The sequence below is a fragment of the Streptomyces sp. NPDC041068 genome (genome assembly GCF_040647455.1).
Lineage (GTDB): Bacteria > Actinomycetota > Actinomycetes > Streptomycetales > Streptomycetaceae > Streptomyces.
This window is the reverse complement of record NZ_JBEZCG010000021.1, coordinates 69,432-88,646: the sequence shown is the minus strand read 5'-3', so window position 1 is coordinate 88,646 and position 19,215 is coordinate 69,432. Positions and strand designations below refer to the sequence as shown.

The 19,215-nt window shown below is 72.2% G+C and carries 12 protein-coding genes; 8 read left to right on the top strand and 4 right to left on the bottom strand.

Features of this window, described 5'->3' with window-relative positions; translation table 11 throughout:
* Positions 1-18: 18 nt before the first annotated feature.
* Complete coding sequence (locus AB0B50_RS37325; protein WP_362340302.1) at positions 19-1,446, bottom strand: lipase maturation factor family protein; 1,428 nt, start codon at positions 1,444-1,446, stop codon at positions 19-21.
* Positions 1,447-1,635: 189 nt separating this feature from the next.
* On the opposite strand from AB0B50_RS37325, the gene AB0B50_RS37320 reads away from it, so the two are divergent.
* The 7 genes from AB0B50_RS37320 (at position 1,636) to AB0B50_RS37290 (ending at position 13,149) form a co-directional block, all read left to right on the top strand.
* Complete coding sequence (locus tag AB0B50_RS37320) at positions 1,636-2,856, top strand: DUF6777 domain-containing protein (RefSeq protein ID WP_362340300.1); 1,221 nt, start codon at positions 1,636-1,638, stop codon at positions 2,854-2,856.
* Positions 2,857-3,238: 382 nt separating this feature from the next.
* Positions 3,239-6,205 carry an AAA family ATPase gene (locus AB0B50_RS37315; RefSeq protein ID WP_362340298.1) on the top strand — a complete coding sequence of 989 codons (2,967 nt, stop codon included), beginning with the start codon at positions 3,239-3,241 and terminating at the stop codon, positions 6,203-6,205.
* 335 nt (positions 6,206-6,540) lie between these two features.
* Complete coding sequence (locus AB0B50_RS37310) at positions 6,541-7,194, top strand: response regulator transcription factor (RefSeq protein WP_362340296.1); 654 nt, start codon at positions 6,541-6,543, stop codon at positions 7,192-7,194.
* Positions 7,195-7,201: 7 nt separating this feature from the next.
* The gene (locus AB0B50_RS37305) at positions 7,202-8,485 is read left to right on the top strand and encodes an ATP-binding protein (protein ID WP_362340294.1); all 1,284 of its coding nucleotides are present in this window, start codon (positions 7,202-7,204) and stop codon (positions 8,483-8,485) included.
* Positions 8,486-9,061: 576 nt separating this feature from the next.
* Complete coding sequence (locus tag AB0B50_RS37300; protein ID WP_362340292.1) at positions 9,062-10,045, top strand: ParB/RepB/Spo0J family partition protein; 984 nt, start codon at positions 9,062-9,064, stop codon at positions 10,043-10,045.
* Positions 10,046-10,179: 134 nt separating this feature from the next.
* A complete protein-coding gene (locus tag AB0B50_RS37295; RefSeq protein WP_362340290.1) occupies positions 10,180-12,279 on the top strand; it encodes a SpoIIE family protein phosphatase in 2,100 nt (699 codons plus the stop codon).
* 9 nt (positions 12,280-12,288) lie between these two features.
* Positions 12,289-13,149 carry a DNA-formamidopyrimidine glycosylase family protein gene (locus AB0B50_RS37290; protein WP_362340289.1) on the top strand — a complete coding sequence of 287 codons (861 nt, stop codon included), beginning with the start codon at positions 12,289-12,291 and terminating at the stop codon, positions 13,147-13,149.
* 65 nt (positions 13,150-13,214) lie between these two features.
* Here AB0B50_RS37290 and AB0B50_RS37285 read toward each other — a convergent pair whose 3' ends face one another.
* The gene (locus tag AB0B50_RS37285) at positions 13,215-13,859 is read right to left on the bottom strand and encodes a zf-HC2 domain-containing protein (RefSeq protein WP_362340287.1); all 645 of its coding nucleotides are present in this window, start codon (positions 13,857-13,859) and stop codon (positions 13,215-13,217) included.
* A 184-nt stretch (positions 13,860-14,043) separates the two neighbouring features.
* Entirely contained in the window at positions 14,044-14,559 is a 516-nt protein-coding gene (locus AB0B50_RS37280) for a hypothetical protein (protein WP_362340286.1), read from the bottom strand.
* 392 nt (positions 14,560-14,951) lie between these two features.
* Here AB0B50_RS37280 and AB0B50_RS37275 point away from each other — a divergent pair, with 392 nt between their 5' ends.
* The gene (locus AB0B50_RS37275) at positions 14,952-16,151 is read left to right on the top strand and encodes a CapA family protein (protein WP_362340284.1); all 1,200 of its coding nucleotides are present in this window, start codon (positions 14,952-14,954) and stop codon (positions 16,149-16,151) included.
* Between the two features lie 73 nt (positions 16,152-16,224).
* Here AB0B50_RS37275 and AB0B50_RS37270 read toward each other — a convergent pair whose 3' ends face one another.
* Complete coding sequence (locus AB0B50_RS37270) at positions 16,225-19,188, bottom strand: glycoside hydrolase domain-containing protein (protein WP_362340282.1); 2,964 nt, start codon at positions 19,186-19,188, stop codon at positions 16,225-16,227.
* Between the last annotated feature and the right edge of the window lie 27 nt (positions 19,189-19,215).

Sequence of the window (19,215 nt, the reverse complement as noted above, 5' to 3'; positions counted from 1 at the left end):
GCTTCCGAACGGGCCCGCTCACTCCTTCCTCGCCGGCGGGGCGAGCCGCGTCGGCGCGAGGAACTCACGGACGTAGGTGCGCTCCCAGCAGGCCCCCGTCGCGCGCAGCTCGCGCCAGGTCGTGTACCGGTAGCGGTAGAGCCGGGCGCGGATGTACGTCGGCGGGGCCCCGGGAGGGAACGGCGAGGACCGCAGCAGCCGCAGCGTGTCGCGGTCGCCGTCGAGCAGGCGCTCCACCAGCGGTCCGAACCACGACCGCGCGTACGCGGGGGAGAGCCCGGCGAACCACATCATCCAGTCGAGCCGCAGATGGTGGGGCGCGAACTGGCGCGGCCACCGCCGTACGTCACCGGGCTTGCCCTTGAACTCGTAGGCGCGCCAGTCGGAGTCCTCGCGCGGCACCGGATCGGCCGTGCCCTCGACGACGACCTCCTGGCGGACCCGGCTGACGCTGCCGAACGCGCCGTACGCGTTGACGAGGTGCAGCGGGTCGAACGAGCAGTTCATGACCTGCCGCCGGGACAGCAGATTGCGGACCGGGCGGTGGCTCAACGCCAGGAGCAGCGCGGTGACGGCGATGACCACCACCTCGTACCAGAGGGGAGCGCTCGCGGCGTCGGGCGGCGTGTGCCGGGCGGAGAGGTCCAGGGCGGACACCGCGAGCACGATGGTCAGCCAGTTCAGCCAGCAGAAGTTGCCGGACAGGACCAGCCACAGCTGCGTCGCGATCATCAGGGCGGCCGCGCCCGTCGCGATCGGTTGCGGGGTGAACAGGAGGAAGGGCACGACGAGTTGGGTGACGTGGTTGGCCGCCGCCTCGATCCGGTGCGCGGGTCCGGGAAGGTGGTGGAAGAACCAGCTCAGCGGCCCCGGCATCGGCTGCGTCTCGTGGTGGAAGTACAGGCAGGTGAGCTTGCGCCAGCAGGCGTCCCCGCGCATCTTGATCAGCCCGGCGCCGAACTCCACGCGGAAGAGCACCCACCGCAGCAGGAAGAGCACGAGGACGGGCGGTGCGACCCGGTCGTTGCCCAGGAACACCGCGAGGAAGCCCACTTCGAGGAGCAGCGACTCCCAGCCGAAGCCGTACCAGGTCTGCCCCACGTTCACGACGGAGACATACAGCGCCCAGGGCACCAGCCACAGCGCCATCGCGCCCCACAGCGGCAGATGGCCGTCCGCGCCGAGGAGCAGCGCCACCCCGACCGCGCAGCCCGTCCAGGCGCAGAGCGCGAAGAAGCGGTCCGAGTAATGGAGTTGGAAGAGGCTGGGCGCCCGCTTGAACGGCACCCGTGCCACGTACCGCGGCACGGGCAGCATGCCGCGCTCCCCGATCAGCGCCCTGAACTGCAGGGCGGCCCCCAGGAACGCCACGACGTAGATGGCGGCGAGGGCCCGCTGGAAGATCAGCCGACTGAGCCAGTACGCGTCCGCCGTGAACCACTGCACGCCTCCATTGTGACGCTGGGTGAGCCCATCGGCCTGCGAGTCCGTGACCCGGGGCAGGCCCCTTCGGCCTGCGAGTCCGTGCCCCGGGGTGAGCCCCTTCGGCTTGCGAGCCCGTCGGAGCCCTCGCAGACAATGGCGGGACACCTCCTGGCATAGGGGGCAAACGGCACGGCAACGGCGGGAGAACCGGTGCGCGCATCCACCAGGACCCATGCGGCGGCCTTCGCGACCTTCGTGGTCTGCGCGGCCCTCGCGGTCGCGGGCTGTTCCGGCGACGGCGACAAGAACGCGGCCGACGGTGGCCGGGAACTGTTCATGCAGCCCGTCGCCGCGCAGGGCCCGGATCCGTTCACCGACTCCACCGCGAAGACGTCCGCGAGCCCGCCGCCCGTCACCCGTTCGCCGCAGCCGTCGCCCACCGGGTCCGCGACGCCGCAGGGCACCCGCTCCATCTCGGGCGGGACCCCCGGTCTGTACGGCGGCACGCACTCCATCGGGAGCTGCGACGTCGACCAGCAGGTGCGCTTCCTCACCGCGGACCAGGCCAAGGCCCGAGCCTTCGCGCAGGCTTCCGGCATCGACCAGGCGGCCGTGCCGAGCTTCCTGCGGGGGCTCACGCCGGTCGTGCTGCGAGCGGACACACGCGTGACGAACCACGGCTTCCGGGGCGGCTCCGCGACGAGCTTCCAGTCGGTCCTGCAGGCGGGCACGGCCGTCCTGGTCGACGAGCGGGGCCTGCCCCGGGTGCGCTGCGCGTGCGGGAATCCGCTGAAGCCGCCGGTCGCCTTCCAGGGCACGCCCCGCCACAACGGACAGCCGTGGAGCGGCTATCAGCCGACGCGGGTCGTGGTGGTGACGCCCGCGCCGCAGCCGATCACCAACATCACCATCGTGAACATCGTCAACAACACCTGGATCGAGCGGAAGATCGGCGACGAGGACGCCGACCAGGACCGCGCGGCGAAGCCGCCGGTGACGCGGCCCCCGACGCAGACGCCGACCCCCACCACGCAGACGCCGAGCGAGTCGTCCACGGACCAGGACGCGGACCCGAACGAGGACCCGAACGAGGACCCGAACGAGGACCCGGACCGCGGCGACACTCCGGCGCGGCCCACGGGCCCCGACCAGGACCCGGACGAGGACCCGACGCAGGACCCGGACGAGAACCCGAGCCGGGACCCCGGCGACTCCTCGACCCCCTGCCCCACCGTCGCCCCGACGGACCCGGCGTCCCCGCTGCCGCCCAACTGCCCGTCGCCGCCCCTGCCCCCGGACGCCCCGTCGATCCCGGACGGCCTCACCGACGCGCCCACCGACCAGCAGGAGCCGGACAGCCTCGTGCCCGACGACCCCTACCTGTCCGAGAACCCCCTCACCGACGGCGATCCCGGCACCTTCGACAGCTGACGAGCCGAACCAGTCAGACGGCGGGCGAAGGAGCCACGCGGAACGGGCCAATCATTCCCCGGCCCTCGTGTCGCTGTGGCCCCTTTCGCCTCTGCCGTCTTTACCGCCGACTCGCAACCGCGTTCTGAAATTCCGTTGAGTTCACTCATCAGGCAAATACGCAAGAGTTTACGAACGATATGGAGCGAGGCCGTCCGATTCTGCGCACGGTGGCGCGTTCGCGACGGTAATAAGGCGGCATTGAGTCAAATACCGCTGGTGGTTGATTTTCATATATGGCAGAGTCGACGCACGGGTGGCCGGTCAAGTCGAAGGAATTGATCCAGCCGGTCTTTCGGGTCGCTCAAGGATCAGCCGTCAGGCGCGGGGGAGAAGTCGGCTCATGAACTTGGTGGAACGTGGTGAAGAATTCTCGATCATGGAAAACATGCTCGACGCGTGTGCGGCCGGGCATGGCGGAGTCGTTCTGGTAAGCGGTCCCGTGGCCAGCGGCAAGACCGCGCTGCTCCGGGCCTTCGGCGCCCGCGCGACCGCTGCGGGCGCACTGTATCTGCAGGCCACAGCGTCGGACGCGGAGAGCGATCTGCCCCTTGGGGTCATGGGTCAGCTGCTGCTCGGCGCCGGTCTGCCCGGCGCCGACGCACGGCGCGCGGCGCGGCTCGTGGATCTGATCGCGGGCTCGGCGCAGTCGCGCAGGGCGGCCGGGGAACTGCCCGCCGTCGCGATGGACGAGATTCCCGAGCTCTGCGGGATTGTCCTCGAAAAATCCAGGGAAAGGCCAGTGGTGCTCAGCATCGACGATGTGCACCACGCCGACGGACACTCCCTGGAATGCCTCCTCTACCTGGCGCGCCGCCTCGACGTGAGCCGCATTCTGGTCGTCCTCGGCGAGAACAGCGGCTTCCTGGCCGGTAATACGCGATTGCGCGTTGATTTGCTGCGACTGCCGGGCTGTCGAAATATCAGGCTCGGTCCGCTGCAACGGCACGGAGTCGCAGAGATGATCTCCGTATTCGGCGATCAGGGGTGGCGGACGCGCAAGCTCGTCTCGGAACTGCACGAGATGGGCGGCGGCAGCCCCCTTCTGACGCGGGCACTGATCGACGACCACCACCGGGCCTTGCGCGCACGCGCCGACCACCGTGTCGCCGACGCGAGCGACGACCACCGCGTCGCCGACGCGAGCGACGACCACCGTGCCGTCGGCGCCACAACCGCCCCGTCCGCCGGCCTCGTGCCGGGCGAGGCCTTCGTGCAGGCCGTCGCGACCTGCCTCTACCGCAGCGACCTCGCCACCCGGCGCAGCGCCTGGGCCCTCGCGGTGGCGGGACCCGACGTCTCCCTCGCCGAACTGATGGAGATCCTCGGCAACAGCAGAGAGTCGCTCCACCGCAGCCTGCGTGCCCTGAACGAGGCGGGGCTGCTCGACGGCGGCTGGTTCCGCCATGCGGCCGGGCGCACCGCGGTGCTCAGGAGCCTGGAGCCCGCGGACCGCGCCCGCGTCGAGGCCCGCTGCGCCCAGGTCCTGCACGAGCACGGCGCGGCGGCGACCGTCGTCGTGCAGCACCTGATCGCCGCGGGCACGGTCGACGCGCCCTGGGCGCTGCGCACCCTGATCGACGCGGCCGAGCGCGCCCTCGCCGACGACGAGGTCGAGCTGGCCCTCACATGCCTGCGGGTCGCCCGCGACACCGGCACGGACGCGCGCCAGGCCCTGGAGATCAAGGCCGCGCTGACCCGGGCGGGCTGGCGTGTCAACCCGTCCAGCGTCGCCCAGCACCTGCCCGAGCTCACGGCCGCGGCGCTCGACGGCAGGCTCGGCACCCGGGACGCCGACGAACTGGTCGGACACCTCCTCTGGTTCGGCCAGGTGGACCGGGCCCTCGACGTGCTGTGCGCCTCCGAGCGGCACGGCTCCGAGCCCTGGGCGCAGCCGGGGCCCGGCACCCCGGCCCGGCACGACTGCCCGCGCCGCTGGATGGCGTACGCCTATCCGGGCCTGCCCGACACCGCCCGCACCTGCCTCGGCGCGACCCCGGAGCACACGACCCCGGAACATGCGATACCCCAGCACGCGGAGTCCTGCGCGCGCAGCCCCCACCAGCGGGCCGTGAGCCTGATGAGGGCCCTCCTCGACGGCGACGACGAGGACGTCGTGGTCAGGGCCGAGCAGATCCTGCAGAGCAGCCGCCTGGACGACGGCACCCTGACGGCGCTCCTCGTCGCGCTCAACTCCCTCGTCCTCGCCGACCGTCTGGAGACGGCGGCGTTCTGGTGCGAGACCCTGATCGAGGAGGCCGCCGAGCGGCGCGCCCCCATGTGGCAGGCGCTGCTCGCCTCCGCCAAGGCCCGCATCGAGCTGAGGGCGGGAGCTCTCGTCGCCGCCCAGGAGTCGGCGCGCTCGGCGCTCGCCCAGGTCCCCGTCGACGGCTGGGGAGTGGCCGTCGCCTCTCCGGTCGCCTCCGCCGTGTTCGCCAAGACCGCCATGGGCCGGCTCGACGAGGCGGCCGCCCACCTCAGCGTCCCCGTCCCCGACGCGGCGTTCCAGACCCCCGACGGGCTGCTCTACCTGCGGGCCCGCGGCCACTACTACCTCGCGGCGGGACGCCCCTACGCGGCGCTGGACGACTTCCTCACCTGTGGGGACCTCATGACGCGCTGGGAGTTCGACCTGCCCGCCCTCGTGCCCTGGCGTACCGACGCCGCCGAGGCCCATCTGTCGCTGGGCGACGACGACCGCGCCCGTGCCCTGGCAGAGGAGCAACTCGCCCTGATCGGCCGGGACAAGGGCTGGGTGCGCGCCGTCTCGCTGCGTGTCCTCGCGGGCGCGCTCGGCGCGGCACACCGCCTCCCTCTGCTCGGCGAGGCCGTCGAGATCCTGCGGGACCGCGGTCATCGGCTCGAACTGGTCCGCGCCACCGACGAGTTGGCCCGTGCCCAGCGCGAGCTCGGGAAGGTCGGTCAGGCGCGGGCCCTGGCCCGCAAGGCACAACAGCTGGCGGGGGAGTGCGGGGTGCCCGTGCCCCGGGTGCCGCCCGCCGCGGAGGCCGGCAGCCCGCACCCGGCGGAACAGCCCTGGTCGTCCGGGAACCGCCGACATCCCGACGAACTCAGCAACGCCGAACTGCGTGTGGCCACGCTCGCCGTCCGCGGCCACACCAACCGTCAGATCGCCGACAAGCTCTGCATCACCATCAGCACCGTCGAACAGCATCTGACCCGCGCCTACCGCAAGCTCGCCGTCCAGCGGCGTGCGGACCTCGCGGCCAAGCTGAGTCCGCTCGCGGGCCCCGGGGGTCGCGACGGGCCCGCGACGCACGACGCCTGCGACCGGATGCACGTGGGCTAGGCGGTGGAGGAGCACCGCCCCGGCGAGACCGAGGATCAGGAGGACGTCGGTCATGTGTCCGTCTCCCCGTTGGTGACCACGGCCGGCATCTCCTTGTCGCGAGGCCCTGTGCGGCAGTTGCGGTGGCGGTTCCGTTTCTACGCCGGGGACGGTCACACCGCGGTCCGAAGATCTGTGACCGATGCACAGGAATGTCCATGAGCGCGGCGTCACGTGCCACGAACCCGGGGAGACTGTGACCGGTATGTGACAGGGGATCGGGCAACGTGATTGTCCATGATCAGTCCGAGCGGCCCGATCCCTCGGCCCGTGACGTGTCCGGGGAGGGGTGGGCGATGAGGGTACTGGTGGTCGAGGACCACGCCGAACTCGCACAGTCGGTGGCGCGGGTGCTGCGCCGCGAAGGCATGGCGGTCGATGTCGTCTACGACGGCTCGGACGCCCTGGAGCGCACCTGTGTGGTCGACTACGACGTGGTCGTGCTCGACCGCGACCTGCCCGGTGTGCACGGCGACGAGGTCTGCAGCAAACTGGCCGAACAGCCCATGCACGCAAGGGTGTTGATGCTCACCGCGTCCGGCACGATCGCCCACCGCGTGGAGGGCTTCAGCCTGGGCGCGGACGACTACCTCCCCAAGCCGTTCGCGTACGCCGAACTGGTCGCCCGCATCCGGGCGCTCGCCCGGCGCTCGCAGCCCGCGCTGCCGCCCGTGCTCGTCCGCGGCGACCTGAGACTGGACCCGGCACAGCGGATCGCCTCGCGCGCCGGGGAGCGACTGCCGCTCACCCCCAAGGAGTTCGCGGTCCTGGAGTACCTCCTCGCGGCCCAGGGCCGGGTCGTGTCCGCCGAGGAACTCCTGGAGCGGGTGTGGGACGAGGCGACGGACCCGTTCACCACCACTGTCAAGGCGACGATCAACCGCTTGCGGCCCAAGCTCGGCAACCCCCCCGTCATCGAGACCATCCCTCGGGGCGGCTACCGGATTTGAGGGACCCATGCGCCTGCCCTCGCTCGCCACCGCGGCCCCGGCGCTGACGCGCCGCCTGGTGCCCCGACGGGTGGGCGTACGCCTCACGCTGCTGTACGGAGTGCTGTTCGCCGTCTCGGGCGCGGTCCTGCTCGGGATCACCTATCTGCTGGTCGCAGGGGGCTCGGGCGACCGCGTGCTCGTCGAGGACGCCGGCGGCTCGATCCCCCTGCCGGACAGCGGCATGCTGCCCCACCCGGGACTACCGGGCATCGGCACCACCGCACGGCCCGGCGACACCACCCGGCAACTCGCCGAACAGGCGGCCCGCCAGCACGAGGCCAACCTCCGTGAACTCCTGGTCCAGTCCGGGATCGCGCTGGCCGTCATGGTGGTGATCTCGGTGGCGCTCGGCTGGCTGACCGCACGGCGGGTACTGCGCCCGCTGCGCACGATGACCGGCACCATCCAGCGGATCTCGGCGCACAACATCCACGAGCGGCTCGCCGTCACGGGTCCCGCCGACGAGCTCAAGGACCTCGCCGACACCGTCGACGGACTCCTCGGCCGCCTGGAGAGCGCGCTGGACTCCCACCGGCGCTTCGTCGCCAACGCCGCGCACGAGCTGCGCACCCCGCTCACCCTGGAACACGCGCTCCTGGAGGAGTCGTTGATCGACAGCGACGCCACCGCGGAGTCGTTCCGGGCGAACTTCGAGCGGCTCCTGGAGATCAGCGAGCAGCAGGCCCGCCTCCTGGAGTCGCTGCTCACGCTCTCCAGCAGCCAACGGGGCCTGGACCACAGGGAACCCCTCGACCTCGCGCTCGTCGTCCAGCAGGTCCTGGACTCCGCGCGCCCGGAGATCGCCCGACGGGACCTGCGGACCGAGACCAGGATCGGCCCGGCGGCGACGGTCGGCGACCCTGGCCTCGCGCAGCGCCTGGTGTCCCACCTCGTCGACAACGCCGTACGCCACAACGTCCCCGGGGGCCTGGTCGAGATCGGCACCGGCACCAAGGACGGACGCGCCGTCCTCGCCGTGGCCAACACCGGTCCCCCGGTGCCCCCGGAGCACGTGGAGCGGCTCTTCGAACCCTTCCAGCGGCTCGGCCGCACGGCGGCCGAGGGCCACCACGGTCTCGGGCTCTCGATCGTCCAGGCCATCGCCGCCGCCCACGACGCCGCGATCGGCGCACGCGCCCGCCCCGGCGGCGGACTCGCGGTGGAAGTCGTCTTTCCATCGCGCATCGGACTTCCCGGTGGACACGGAATTGATATTGCGCAGTTGGACAAGGCCGCCGGACTTCGTTGAGGAAAATTCAGGGCACTTCTACGGTGGTCGCCTGATGGTGCGGTCAAATCGTCGATGAACCGCTTGCGGCCGCTCGGCGAATTCCCTCGACCTGTGCGAAGCGGTCGATGATCCATACCCGGTGACCACCGTGAACGTCCCGGTGGGGCAGGCCAATAGGGGTGGCTAGGGGTAGCGGAAGCCGGCGCGCGCTATTAGTGAGGGGTACCAGCGCGGAAAGCGCGTTGTTAGGGTGAGCGTGTTCGGTTTGCTGTGAGTTGAATTCTGTGATCCGGCGAGACGCTCGGCTCGGATTCATAGCGGTGGTTGAAGACGGCGAAGGTGCACATCTGCGCGCTGCACCCTTCGCCGTTCCGGGAGAACACGTCTGCGCAGCGCGCAACGCATTCACTTCAGGGGCCCTCGACCAAGGGCGAACGCGTACGTGGCGCACTCCATCGACGTACTCCTCAGGGAGTCGCCGCCGGGCCGGAGCCGCCCGGTGGCCGCGGCAGGGGCGCGGCGGTGTGGCGTGAGCCGTTCGGTGTGCCGGGACGCACCCGCACGGGGGACGACAGAGCTTGAGGGGGAGTTGAGTTGGCAACACCTGGGCACGCACAGATCGACCAACTTATGGTCGTCGAGGTCGAGATCGGCTCGCTGTCGACGGCCGACTCACCGAGAACCGCCGGAGTCGATCCGGAACACGTGGAGGCGCTCGCGGTCGTCCAGACGCCGCTGCCGCCCATCACCGTGCACCGGCCGACGATGCGCGTCATCGACGGTCTGCACCGCCTGCGCGCCGCCGAACTGCGCGGGCACACGAAGATCGCGGTGAAGTACTTCGACGGCCCCGAGGACGACGCCTTCGTGCTCGCCGTCGAGTCGAACGTCACGCACGGCCTGCCGTTGACCGCGGCGGACCGCAAGCGCGCGGCCGCGCGGATCGTGGCCTCGCACCCGCAGTGGTCGGACCGGATGATCGCCTCGGTCAGCGGGATCGCCCCGGGCACCGTCGCGGACATCCGCAGACGGGCACCGGGCACCGAGAGCGGCACGGCGAGCCGGATCGGCCACGACGGGCGGGTCAGGCCGATCAACGGCGCCGAAGGCCGCAGGCTCGCGAGCGAGCTGATCGCACAGAATCCGGGCCTGTCGCTGCGGCAGGTCGCCCGCGTCGCGTCCATCTCGCCGGAGACGGTGCGGGACGTGCGCAACCGCATGATGCGGGGCGAGGACCCGGTGCCACGGCGCGGTAGGCAGGGGAACCGTGACGACCACCGCGCCCCCGCCCCGCGCATGGCCCGTCCCTCGGCCGTGCCCGACCGGGACGCGGCCCAGGACAGGGCCGCTGCCGTCCAGCGCCTCAAGGCCGACCCCGCGCTGCGCTTCAGCGAGATCGGCCGCACGCTGCTGCGGCTGCTCACCATCCACACGATCAGCATGGAGGAGTGGGACCAGATCATCGACAAGGTGCCGCCGCACTGCCGGGGCATCGTGGCCTACCTGGCGGGCGAGAGCGCCGAGATGTGGACGGAGGTGGCCGTGCGGGTGCAGAGCAAGGTCGCCGAGACGGCATAGCGCGCGGGCCGGGCACCGGGGCCGCACGGCCCCGGTGCCCGGCCGTCCAAGTGCGCACCTGCGCGGTTGGACGGCAGAGCCCCGTCGGGCGGCCCCCACATGCGCGCACAGGGGCATCCGCCTAGCGTGGGCCCATGGAGCACGACCCTCCGGGGCACTGCCGCCGCGGACAGCAGGACGGGGAGCCGACGGGCTGTTTCCTGGAGCTGTACGGGGCCGCGCTGCGCATGGGCTGCTTCGACTGGGACCTCGACACGGGCCTCATGCACATGGACGCCACCGCCCACGAGGTCTTCGACGTACGCCCCGATGAGTACGACAACCGGCCCGAGACCCTCGCCATACGCGTCCCGACCGTGGAGGGCCACCGCCTGGACCAGATCGTCTCGCAGGCCCTCAAGGACGGCAGCGAGGCGTACGGAGCGTACTTCCGGGTGCGCTGCCGCAGCGGCACGCTGCGCTGGACGCACACCCAGGCCGTCATCCGGCGGGACGCCGCCGGCCGCCCGCACCGCATCCTGGGCATCGTCAGGGACGCCACCCGCGAGCTCGGCGACAGCCCGACGGCACCGCGCGTGCGGGCCGACGAGGAGGCCGAGCGGCGCCGCACCACCAGCATCGTCCAGGGCGTCACGGCGGCCCTCGCACACGCCCGCACGGTGCGGGACGTCATCGACGTACTCAAGGACACCCACGGACTCGCGCACCTGGGGGCGGCGAACCTGGTCATGGGCCTCGTCGAGGCCGGGCGGATCCGGCTGGTCGCCGAGGGGCCCACGGGCAGCTTCGTGCCCGGCACCCGCTTCACGCGCGTCGACGAGGCGTACCCGATGAGCGAGGTCGTCCGCACCCTCGCGCCGCGCTACATCGAGACGGCCGACGACTTCGCGGAGTCCTACCCCCTGCTGTGGCCGCACATCGACGAGCTGGGCATCACCGCGGCCGCCTATCTGCCGCTGATCGCACAGGGCCGCGTCATCGGCGTCCTCGGCCTGCTCTACCAGGCCAAGACCGGCTTCACCGCCGAGGAGCGCAACGTCCTGGTCGCGCTCAGCAGCAGCATCGCGCAGAGCCTGCAGCGCGCCATGTTCTACGAGCAGGAGAAGGACCTCGCCCAGGGCCTCCAGCAGGCCATGCTGCCGCGCACCATCCCCGGCGTGCCCGGTGCGGAGATCGCCGTGCGGTACCGCTCCGCGGCGCTCGGCAGGGACATCGGCGGCGACTGGTACGACGTGATCCCGCTGCCCGGCGGCCGCGTCGGCGCCGTCATCGGCGACGTCCAGGGCCACGACACGCACGCGGCCGCCGTCATGGGCCAGCTCCGCATCGTGCTGCGCGCCTACGCCGCCGAGGGGCACACGCCCGCGACCGTCATGGCCCGCGCCTCCACCTTCCTGCACGAACTGGACACCGAGCGCTTCGCGACCTGCCTGTACGCGGAGGCCGACCTCTCTACCGGCGTCGTGCAGTTCGTCAGGGCCGGGCACATCGACCCCCTGCTCCAGCTCACCGACGGCTCCTGCCGCAGGGTGCCCGTCGACGGCGGCCTGCCGCTCGGCCTTTCCGCCGAGTTCGGGCGGCTCGACTACCCCGTCACCACCCTCGAACTCGACCCGGGCCAGACCCTGTTGCTCTGCACCGACGGCCTCGTCGAGGAGCCGGGCACCGACCTCGACGACGGCATGCAGACCCTCGCCGAACTCGCCGCCACCGGGCCGCGCGATCTGCAGCGGCTCGCCGACCGGCTCTGCGGCGCCGTCGACGACCGGGACGGGGACGACGACGCCGCGCTGCTCCTGATGCGCCGCCGCTTGATCGACGCGCCGCAGTCCGGCGGCCGCCTCCAGCAGCACGTCGCGCCGAGCGACCCGGAGGCGCTCGCCGAGGCCCGGCACATGATCAGGGCCGCAGTGCGCGCCTGGGGCGCGGGCGAACGCGCCGACGAGATCGAGCTGGTCGCCGACGAGATGATCACCAACGCCCTGATGCACACCGACGGCTCCGCGATCGTGACCCTGCGGGTCCTGAGCGGCGTCGACCGGCGGCTGCGCGTGGACGTCGAGGACTCCTCCAGCGCGCTGCCGCGCCGCAGGGACGCGGGCGAGTCCGGCGTATCGGGCCGCGGGCTGCTCCTGGTGGACCGGCTCGCGGACGTCTGGGGCGTGGACGCGCGGGGCAGCGGCAAGTGCGTGTGGTGCGAGTTCGTCGTGCCCGCGAGGGACGCCCGGAGCTGAGGGGAAGCCATGCCTGAACTGCCCGAAGTGGAGGCTCTGCGCGCCTTTCTGACGGAGCATCTGGTCGGCCGCGGCATCGCGCGGGTCCTGCCCGCCGCGGTGAGCGTCCTCAAGACGTACGACCCTCCGCTCACCGCCCTGGAGGGCCGCACCGTCACGGCCGTGGCGCGGCACGGCAAGTTCCTGGACGTCGATGCCGACGGGCTGCACCTGGTCACGCACCTCGCCCGCGCGGGCTGGCTGCAGTGGAAGGACCGGCTCCCGGACGGCGCCCCCCGGCCGGGCAAGGGCCCGCTCGCGCTGCGCGTCGCCCTGGAGACGGGGGAGGGCTTCGACCTCACCGAGGCGGGGACACAGAAGCGCCTCGCCGTGTACGTCACCGAGAAGCCGGAGGAGATCCCGGGCATCGCCCGTCTGGGCCCCGACCCGCTGGCGCCCGACTTCGACGAGGCGCGCCTCGCGGAGCTCCTGGCGGGCGAACGGCGGCAGATCAAGGGGGCGTTGCGCGACCAGAGCCTGATCGCGGGCATCGGCAACGCGTACAGCGACGAGATCCTGCACGCGGCCCGCATGTCCCCGTTCCGGCTCACGTCGAGTCTCACGAAGGAGGAAGTCCATGGGCTGCATGTGGCGCTGCTGGCTACGTTGAACGAGGCGGTGGAGCGCTCGCGCGGTGTCGCGGCGGGCCGTCTCAAGGCGGAGAAGAGGAGCGGCCTGCGCGTGCACGGCCGCACCGGCGAGCCGTGCCCGGTGTGCGGCGACACGATCAGGGAGGTGTCCTTCGCCGACTCCTCGCTGCAGTACTGCCCGACGTGCCAGACGGGCGGCAAGCCGCTCGCCGACCGCAGGATGTCGCGGCTGCTGAAGTAGGCGAGGTCTGTCCGGAGCGGACGAGGTCGGTGCGGTGGTGACCTCCCCGCTCGGCACCGCCCGGTCTACGGGCGCGGCAGCGTGAGCAGCCGCTCCCCGTCGGCCGTCCGCACCTCGTAGCGGTCGGTCCGCTCCGGGGGCAGGGCCGTGGCGCCGTGGGTCTGGACGGTCCGCGGTGGGACCCGCCACGCCATGACGGTCTGCTCGGATCCGTCGGTGCCGACGGCCACCAGCTCGCAGACGCGTCCCGTGGTGTCCGGATCCCGCGCCGTGAGGCCGATCTCCGTGCCCCAGGGGCGGTCGCGGGCCGTCAGCGAGGCGAACGCTCCACTGCGCGCGTCCCGAGCGCTGATCCGCACCGGCGCGGAACCCTCTCCCGTCACGACCGCTCCCGTCATCACCGACACGGCGGGCGCCCCGACGGCCAGCACGACCGCCGCGGCGACCGCGCACAGCCACCGCCTGCGCCGCGCCCCGCCCAGCCGCCGGGCCTCCCGCAGCAGGCGGTCGAGCAGGGCGGGACCGGGCGCGGCGGCCGGAGGGACGCGCCCGTACCGTGTCAACTGCCGTGCCGTCGCCTCCAGTTCGTCGAGGGCGAGCAGGCAGGCGGGGCATCCGGTGAGGTGGTCCTCGAAACGGAACGCGTCCGCCCTGTCGAGGACGCCGAGCGCATAGGCGCCTGCGTCGCGATGCCGCTCCTGGGACCTCATGGCGTTCCTTGTCGGTGAGTTTCACTTGCCCACCGGTACGGAGCGGGCCGCCGAATCGCTCAAGGAGCGGCGGCGCCGATCAGAACGGAAGGATCGCCTGCCGGAACGGTTGGAGCGTCGGCCGGAACTGTTGGATCACCCGCCGGAACGGTTGGACTGCCCGTCAGAGCAGTTGGACCGCCCGTCAGAACAGATGGATCGCCAGATGCCCGAGCGGCAGGCCGAGCCGCCACGCAGGCATCCACACCTTCGGCCCGTCCTCCTCGCCCGGCACGGGACCACCGCCGGGCACGGCGTCCAGGTCGGGCGCGAGCAGCTCGGTCTCCTCCAGCCAGCGCCACGCGAGGTCGGCGAGTTCCAGGTCGGGCGAGGGGGTGCCGGCGGCGACGGCGTCCTCCGTGAGCAGTTCCATCCGCTCGCGGACCCAGTCCTGCCACGCCTGGTCGTGGGCCGTCAGCGACCGCCAGGCGTCCAGCTGGGAAACCACGCGGATGCCGGACAGCTCGCCCCTGCTGTCCGAGAGGAAGATCGTCAGGGCGAGGGCGTCGCGCCCCGCGCGGTACTCGAACGACGTCGGCGGCATCAGGTCGCCGGTGCGCAGCAACTCGTCCGCGATGTACTCGGCGTACAACCACGCCATCGGTACGGTCAGTTCGCCGCCCTGGGGGTTGTTCGTGTTTCCTCTGCTCTCGTGCCGCATCCCGTTCCGCCTTCCTCAGGTCCGTGCGCGTCGCCGGCCTCTGGCCCCCCACTCCGGCACACGGATGAGGACAGCCGATTACCCAATGGGGGTGCTGAGCAAGGCGCTTTACGGAGCCTTGACCCGGCCCACGGTTTCACCGCAGGTCGGCGGGGGCGTGTTGTTCGCGTCACAGGGGCACTCCGTTTGACTCCGTTTCAGGGACTGCGGCGGCATTGATCCTTGATTTGCCGTTACATCCGCATGTGGATTCGTCTGGCCGAATACGCCCCATCCATGGAGCCCGATCGATGACGCAGCGCGCACGGTTTTCACGGCACACACGGACCACATCCACCCCAGGAACCCCAGGTCGGACCGCACGTCCGGCGACCGCAGCGGCGGCGGCCCTCGTGCTCGTCGGCCTCGCGGCGACGACCGCCTGCACGGCCGCTCCGGAGTCGGCGCCGCCGCAGAAGCAGAAGGCGCAGCAGCAGAAGGGGTCCGGGGGCGGGGCCGCCCCGCGTCGCCCCGCCCCCGCCCACTCCCCGGCGGGCGGCGGCGCCGCCGAGAAGCGCGGCTTCACGCTCGCGGCGTCCGGTGACGTCCTGCCGCACTCCTCGATCATCCGCAAGGCCAACGCCGACGCGGGCGGCGAAGGCTACGACTTCGCGCCGATGCTCGCGGGCGCCAAGCCGGTGATCTCCAAGGCGGACCTGGCGATCTGTCACATGGAGACGGTGTACGGCGCGGACGGGGACTACACCGGGTACCCCAGCTTCAAGTCCCCGCCCCAGGTGGCCCGCGCCCTCAGGGTCACGGGGTACGACTCGTGCTCCACCGCCTCCAACCACACCCTGGACGCCGGCGCGGCGGGCGTGCGCCGCACCCTGGACGCGCTCGACAAGGCGGGAGTCAAGCACGCGGGCTCGGCGCGTTCGGCCACGGAGGACAAGAGTCCGGCGTGGCTGCGGGCGGGCGGCGCGAAGGTCGCGCAGCTGGCGTACACCTACGGCACGAACGGCTACCCGCTGCCGAAGGGCAAGCCGTGGTCGGTCGACCTGATCGACCGCGGCAAGATCATCGCGGACGCCCGCGCGGCACGGAAGGCGGGCGCCGACGTGGTGGTGGTCAGCCTGCACTGGGGAACGGAGTGGCAGGACTCCCCGGACCGCCAGCAGCTGCGACTCGGCAAGCAGCTCACGGCGTCCCGCACGAACGGCCGCCTCGACATCGACCTGATCCTCGGCACCCACGCCCACGTCCCGCAGGCCTACGAGAAGGTGGGCGGCCGCTCAGGTACGTGGGTCATCTACGGCATGGGCGACCAGATCGCCGGCGACATGATCAACCATGCGGGCGCACACGACCCGCGCGGCAACCAGGGCACCATCGGCCGCTTCACCTTCGCTCCTCCGGCACGCCCCGGCGCCCGCTGGGAGGTGACGAAGGCGGAGTTCATCCCGATGTGGTTCAACACGGACACCGGCCGCGTGGTCAACCTCAACAGAGCCCTGGACCGGGGCGCGGCCGTGAACGACATCCGCGACCGCATCCGCAGGGTGGTGCTGAGCAGAGGGGCGGGAGCGAGCGGCCTGACGATGGCCAAGTAGCCACGAGGTGGCCCGATCCCCGCGGGGAACGGGCCACCGACTCGCCCGATCCCGCGCCCCCTTCCCTCACCGCTCAGGCCAGGGCGGAGCCTCGGCCCTCGCCCCCTGTCCGCAGCAACCAGCCCCGGCCCGGCTCCACCGGGACGGGCTCGCCCGCGGTGAAGGTCCGCTCGGGCTGGAAGCCTGCGATCGGGGGTGCGTACGCCGCCACGGGGGTGCCCTTCACGGTGAGGGGTACCTCCACCGCGGTGGGCGCCCAGGACGCCAGTGCCGTCGCCGTGCCGCCGGGGCCCTGCCATGTCGTCGCGAGGACGTCGGCACGGCCCGTCCGCACCGGTGGGTCCTCCGCCCACCAGCCCGTCATCTGCGCCTCCGGCAGGCCCAGTTGGTCGAAGGCCCGCCACAGCGGTCGTACGTCCGTCATCGGGGCCCGTGCCGTCATGCCGAAGACCAGGCCGCGCCACGGGTTGCCGCCGCCCTCCAGCATCTCGCCCATCAGGCCGAAGGGGATGCCGGAGATCTCCACGAGCCAGTAGGCCGGATCGGCCCCGGCTCCGCCGCCCTCCCCACCGGCCTGGCCGTCGTAGTCGAAGAGTTCGCCGAGCCAGAGGCGGTCGACGTACGGCAGCAGCTCCGCGTACAGATTGGCGCTGGACGCGAAGCCGTCCGGCGCGCGGAACTGGTTGCACGAGTGAAGGTCGACCAGGGGCGCCGACGTCCCGGAGCGCGCCAGCGCCTTGCGGACCCGCTTCATCGTGGCCCTGTCGTACGCCACGTCGTCCAGGTAGAGACCGTCCACGCCCACGACCCGCCGCAGCCGTTCGACGCCGCACACATAGGAGTTGTGCCAGCGCGAGTCGCCGGATGTGACGACCGCGACGTCGCCGACGTCCGGCGCCACCCAGCCCGGGACGTAACTGCCGCCCATGTGTTCCTGCAGCCAGGCGTGCCCGCCGGCCGGTCCCGGCGCGAAGATCTCGTCGCCGAGCGCGGCGAGCACCGGCAACTCCGGTGTGTGGCGCGTCAGTTCGCGCACGGTGGCGTACACCTTCACGCGGACGCCGAGCCGGTGCGCCTCGTCGGTGTAGGCCCGCAGCGTCTCCGCGGCGAGCAGCGGATCGTTGATGTACGGGTTGGGTGGCGTCGCATGGTGCAGGTTCACCACGTTCGCGCCGTACGCCGCGACCTCCTTGGGTGAGGCGTGCGCGTGGAAGTACCGCTCGGTGAGCTGCCGCGCCGGGTCCAGCGGTTTGAACGGCGTGAGCAGCAGCCGGAACTCGAAGCGCCGGCTCTCGCCCGCCCGCAGCCGCAGCGGCCCGCTGTACGCGACGAGCGCACGCACCCCGCCGCCCGTCCGCAGCCGTACCCCGCCCTCCCCGTCACCCGCCCAGGAGCGGGGCGTGACCAGTGGCTTCTCCCGGTAGTAGTTGGTGTTGAGGGGGCGGGAGTAGTGCTCGTCGCGCAGCGAGAGCTGGAGCCCCGCGGCCGGATCGCCGAGCCAGAAGGCATCCTGGTTGCGGGTGGGGGTGTCCCACGTCCAGTCGTACGTCTCCGGGCACACCCGGCCCGTCAGGCCGAGCCCCATCGCGTACCGCGCGACGTCCTCGCGCACCGGCAGGTCGAGCGTGACGTCGAGCTCGGTGTCGGCGATGGCCTCGACCGTGGCGCGCACGACGAGGAACCCGTCGGCCTCCAACTCGCCCTCGGTGAAAAGGAGTACGTCCGGTCCGGCGGCCCGCGTGGACCAGCGCACGCGCGCAGGACCCGGCTGGTCGAGGGTGAGCGGCTCGTGCTCCACGGGCCTGCCGATGTCCAACGCGCAGGCGGCGGCGAGCAGTTCGCGCTCGGGTCCGTCCGCGCGCGTCACGGACGGAGTGAAGGTGGAGGCGATCCGGTGGGGGAGTCCGTCGGCGCCGATCTCGACGGTGCGGCCGAGGATCGCGAGCCGATGCCCGTCGACCTTCACGGGAGCGAACGGCGGAACCGTCTCGTCGTCCTGCGCCAGCGTCGAGTCCAGCCAGCGGAGCCGGGCGAGCCGCGTCGGTTCCCCCGCCCCGTGCCCGGCGACGACGGCCTCGCCGACCGTGAGCCGCAGCGGAAGCACCCGCTCGGGCGTGCCCTCCGCGCGGACGGCGATCTCCCCCTCGTACACCCCGGCCCTGGCCCGCTCGGAGACGTCGACGCCCAGCCAGAGCGCGGTCACCCCGCCCGCGGCGACGTCGACGCGGCGCTCGAAGGCATGCCCGCGCGCGTCGATCCCGCCGGTGCTGAGGCACCGTACGGGAAAGGGCAGCCCCCGCACCTCGGCCCGCACATCCGCGAGGTCGGCGAGCGCGTACACGCCGACCTGCACCGCGTAGAACTCGCCGCGGTCCGCCGTCCCCGCGAAGGGCGCCCCCGGGGTGGCGTGCGCCCAGCGCGCGGGCAGCTTGCCGTACCGGCCGAGCGGATACGCCCTGTCCTCGGCGAAGAGCAGGAACTCCTCGCCCTCGTGGGCCTGTTGGAGCGCCGTGCACTCCTTCGAGGTCGCCGCGAAGCCCATCGGCGCGAACGAGTCGACCGCGCTCGCCGCCTCATATCGGAACGCCTCGGCGCGGGGGAGCCCCGCCCAGGTGTCGTCGGCCCGGTCGAGCCCGCAGCGGTGCACCCAGCCGGGGTCCGCGGTCCTGGTCGGCGGGCGGTAGACGGCCTGCGGGTAGTACGGCTTGCCGGTGTGCGCGTACGGCAGATAGTGCACCGCGTAGGCCCCCGGGCCCTCCGAGGGCTCGAAGGCGATGCGGCCGCGCTCCTCGGTCACCTCGACCGCCACCGTGTTGTGCACGCGCAGCCCGGACGGGGCGAGGACGATCACGTCCACGTCACCCGTCACGGAGCGTACGCTCAAGTCCTGGCGGCGCCACGGGAGTTCGGCGGCGACGGCGGGGGCCGCAGCCATGACGTCCACCAGCAGGCGATGATTTCCGTAGACGTCCTGATCCCAGAGGCCGACGCCGCACTCCAGCTCGGGATGGCCGGCCTGCGGTTCTGTCCCACCCATCTGTGCTCCCCAAGGGCGCTGTTTATT

Excerpts from the sequence above, each read along its gene's own strand:
- AB0B50_RS37270 (WP_362340282.1), bottom strand. The coding sequence starts at position 19,188 with ATGGGTGGGACAGAACCGCAGGCCGGCCATCCCGAGCTGGAGTGCGGC.
- AB0B50_RS37305 (WP_362340294.1), top strand. The coding sequence starts at position 7,202 with ATGCGCCTGCCCTCGCTCGCCACCGCGGCCCCGGCGCTGACGCGCCGC.
- AB0B50_RS37280 (WP_362340286.1), bottom strand. The coding sequence starts at position 14,559 with ATGCGGCACGAGAGCAGAGGAAACACGAACAACCCCCAGGGCGGCGAA.
- AB0B50_RS37310 (WP_362340296.1), top strand. The coding sequence starts at position 6,541 with ATGAGGGTACTGGTGGTCGAGGACCACGCCGAACTCGCACAGTCGGTG.
- AB0B50_RS37290 (WP_362340289.1), top strand. The coding sequence starts at position 12,289 with ATGCCTGAACTGCCCGAAGTGGAGGCTCTGCGCGCCTTTCTGACGGAG.
- AB0B50_RS37315 (WP_362340298.1), top strand. The coding sequence starts at position 3,239 with ATGAACTTGGTGGAACGTGGTGAAGAATTCTCGATCATGGAAAACATG.
- AB0B50_RS37285 (WP_362340287.1), bottom strand. The coding sequence starts at position 13,859 with ATGAGGTCCCAGGAGCGGCATCGCGACGCAGGCGCCTATGCGCTCGGC.
- AB0B50_RS37295 (WP_362340290.1), top strand. The coding sequence starts at position 10,180 with ATGGAGCACGACCCTCCGGGGCACTGCCGCCGCGGACAGCAGGACGGG.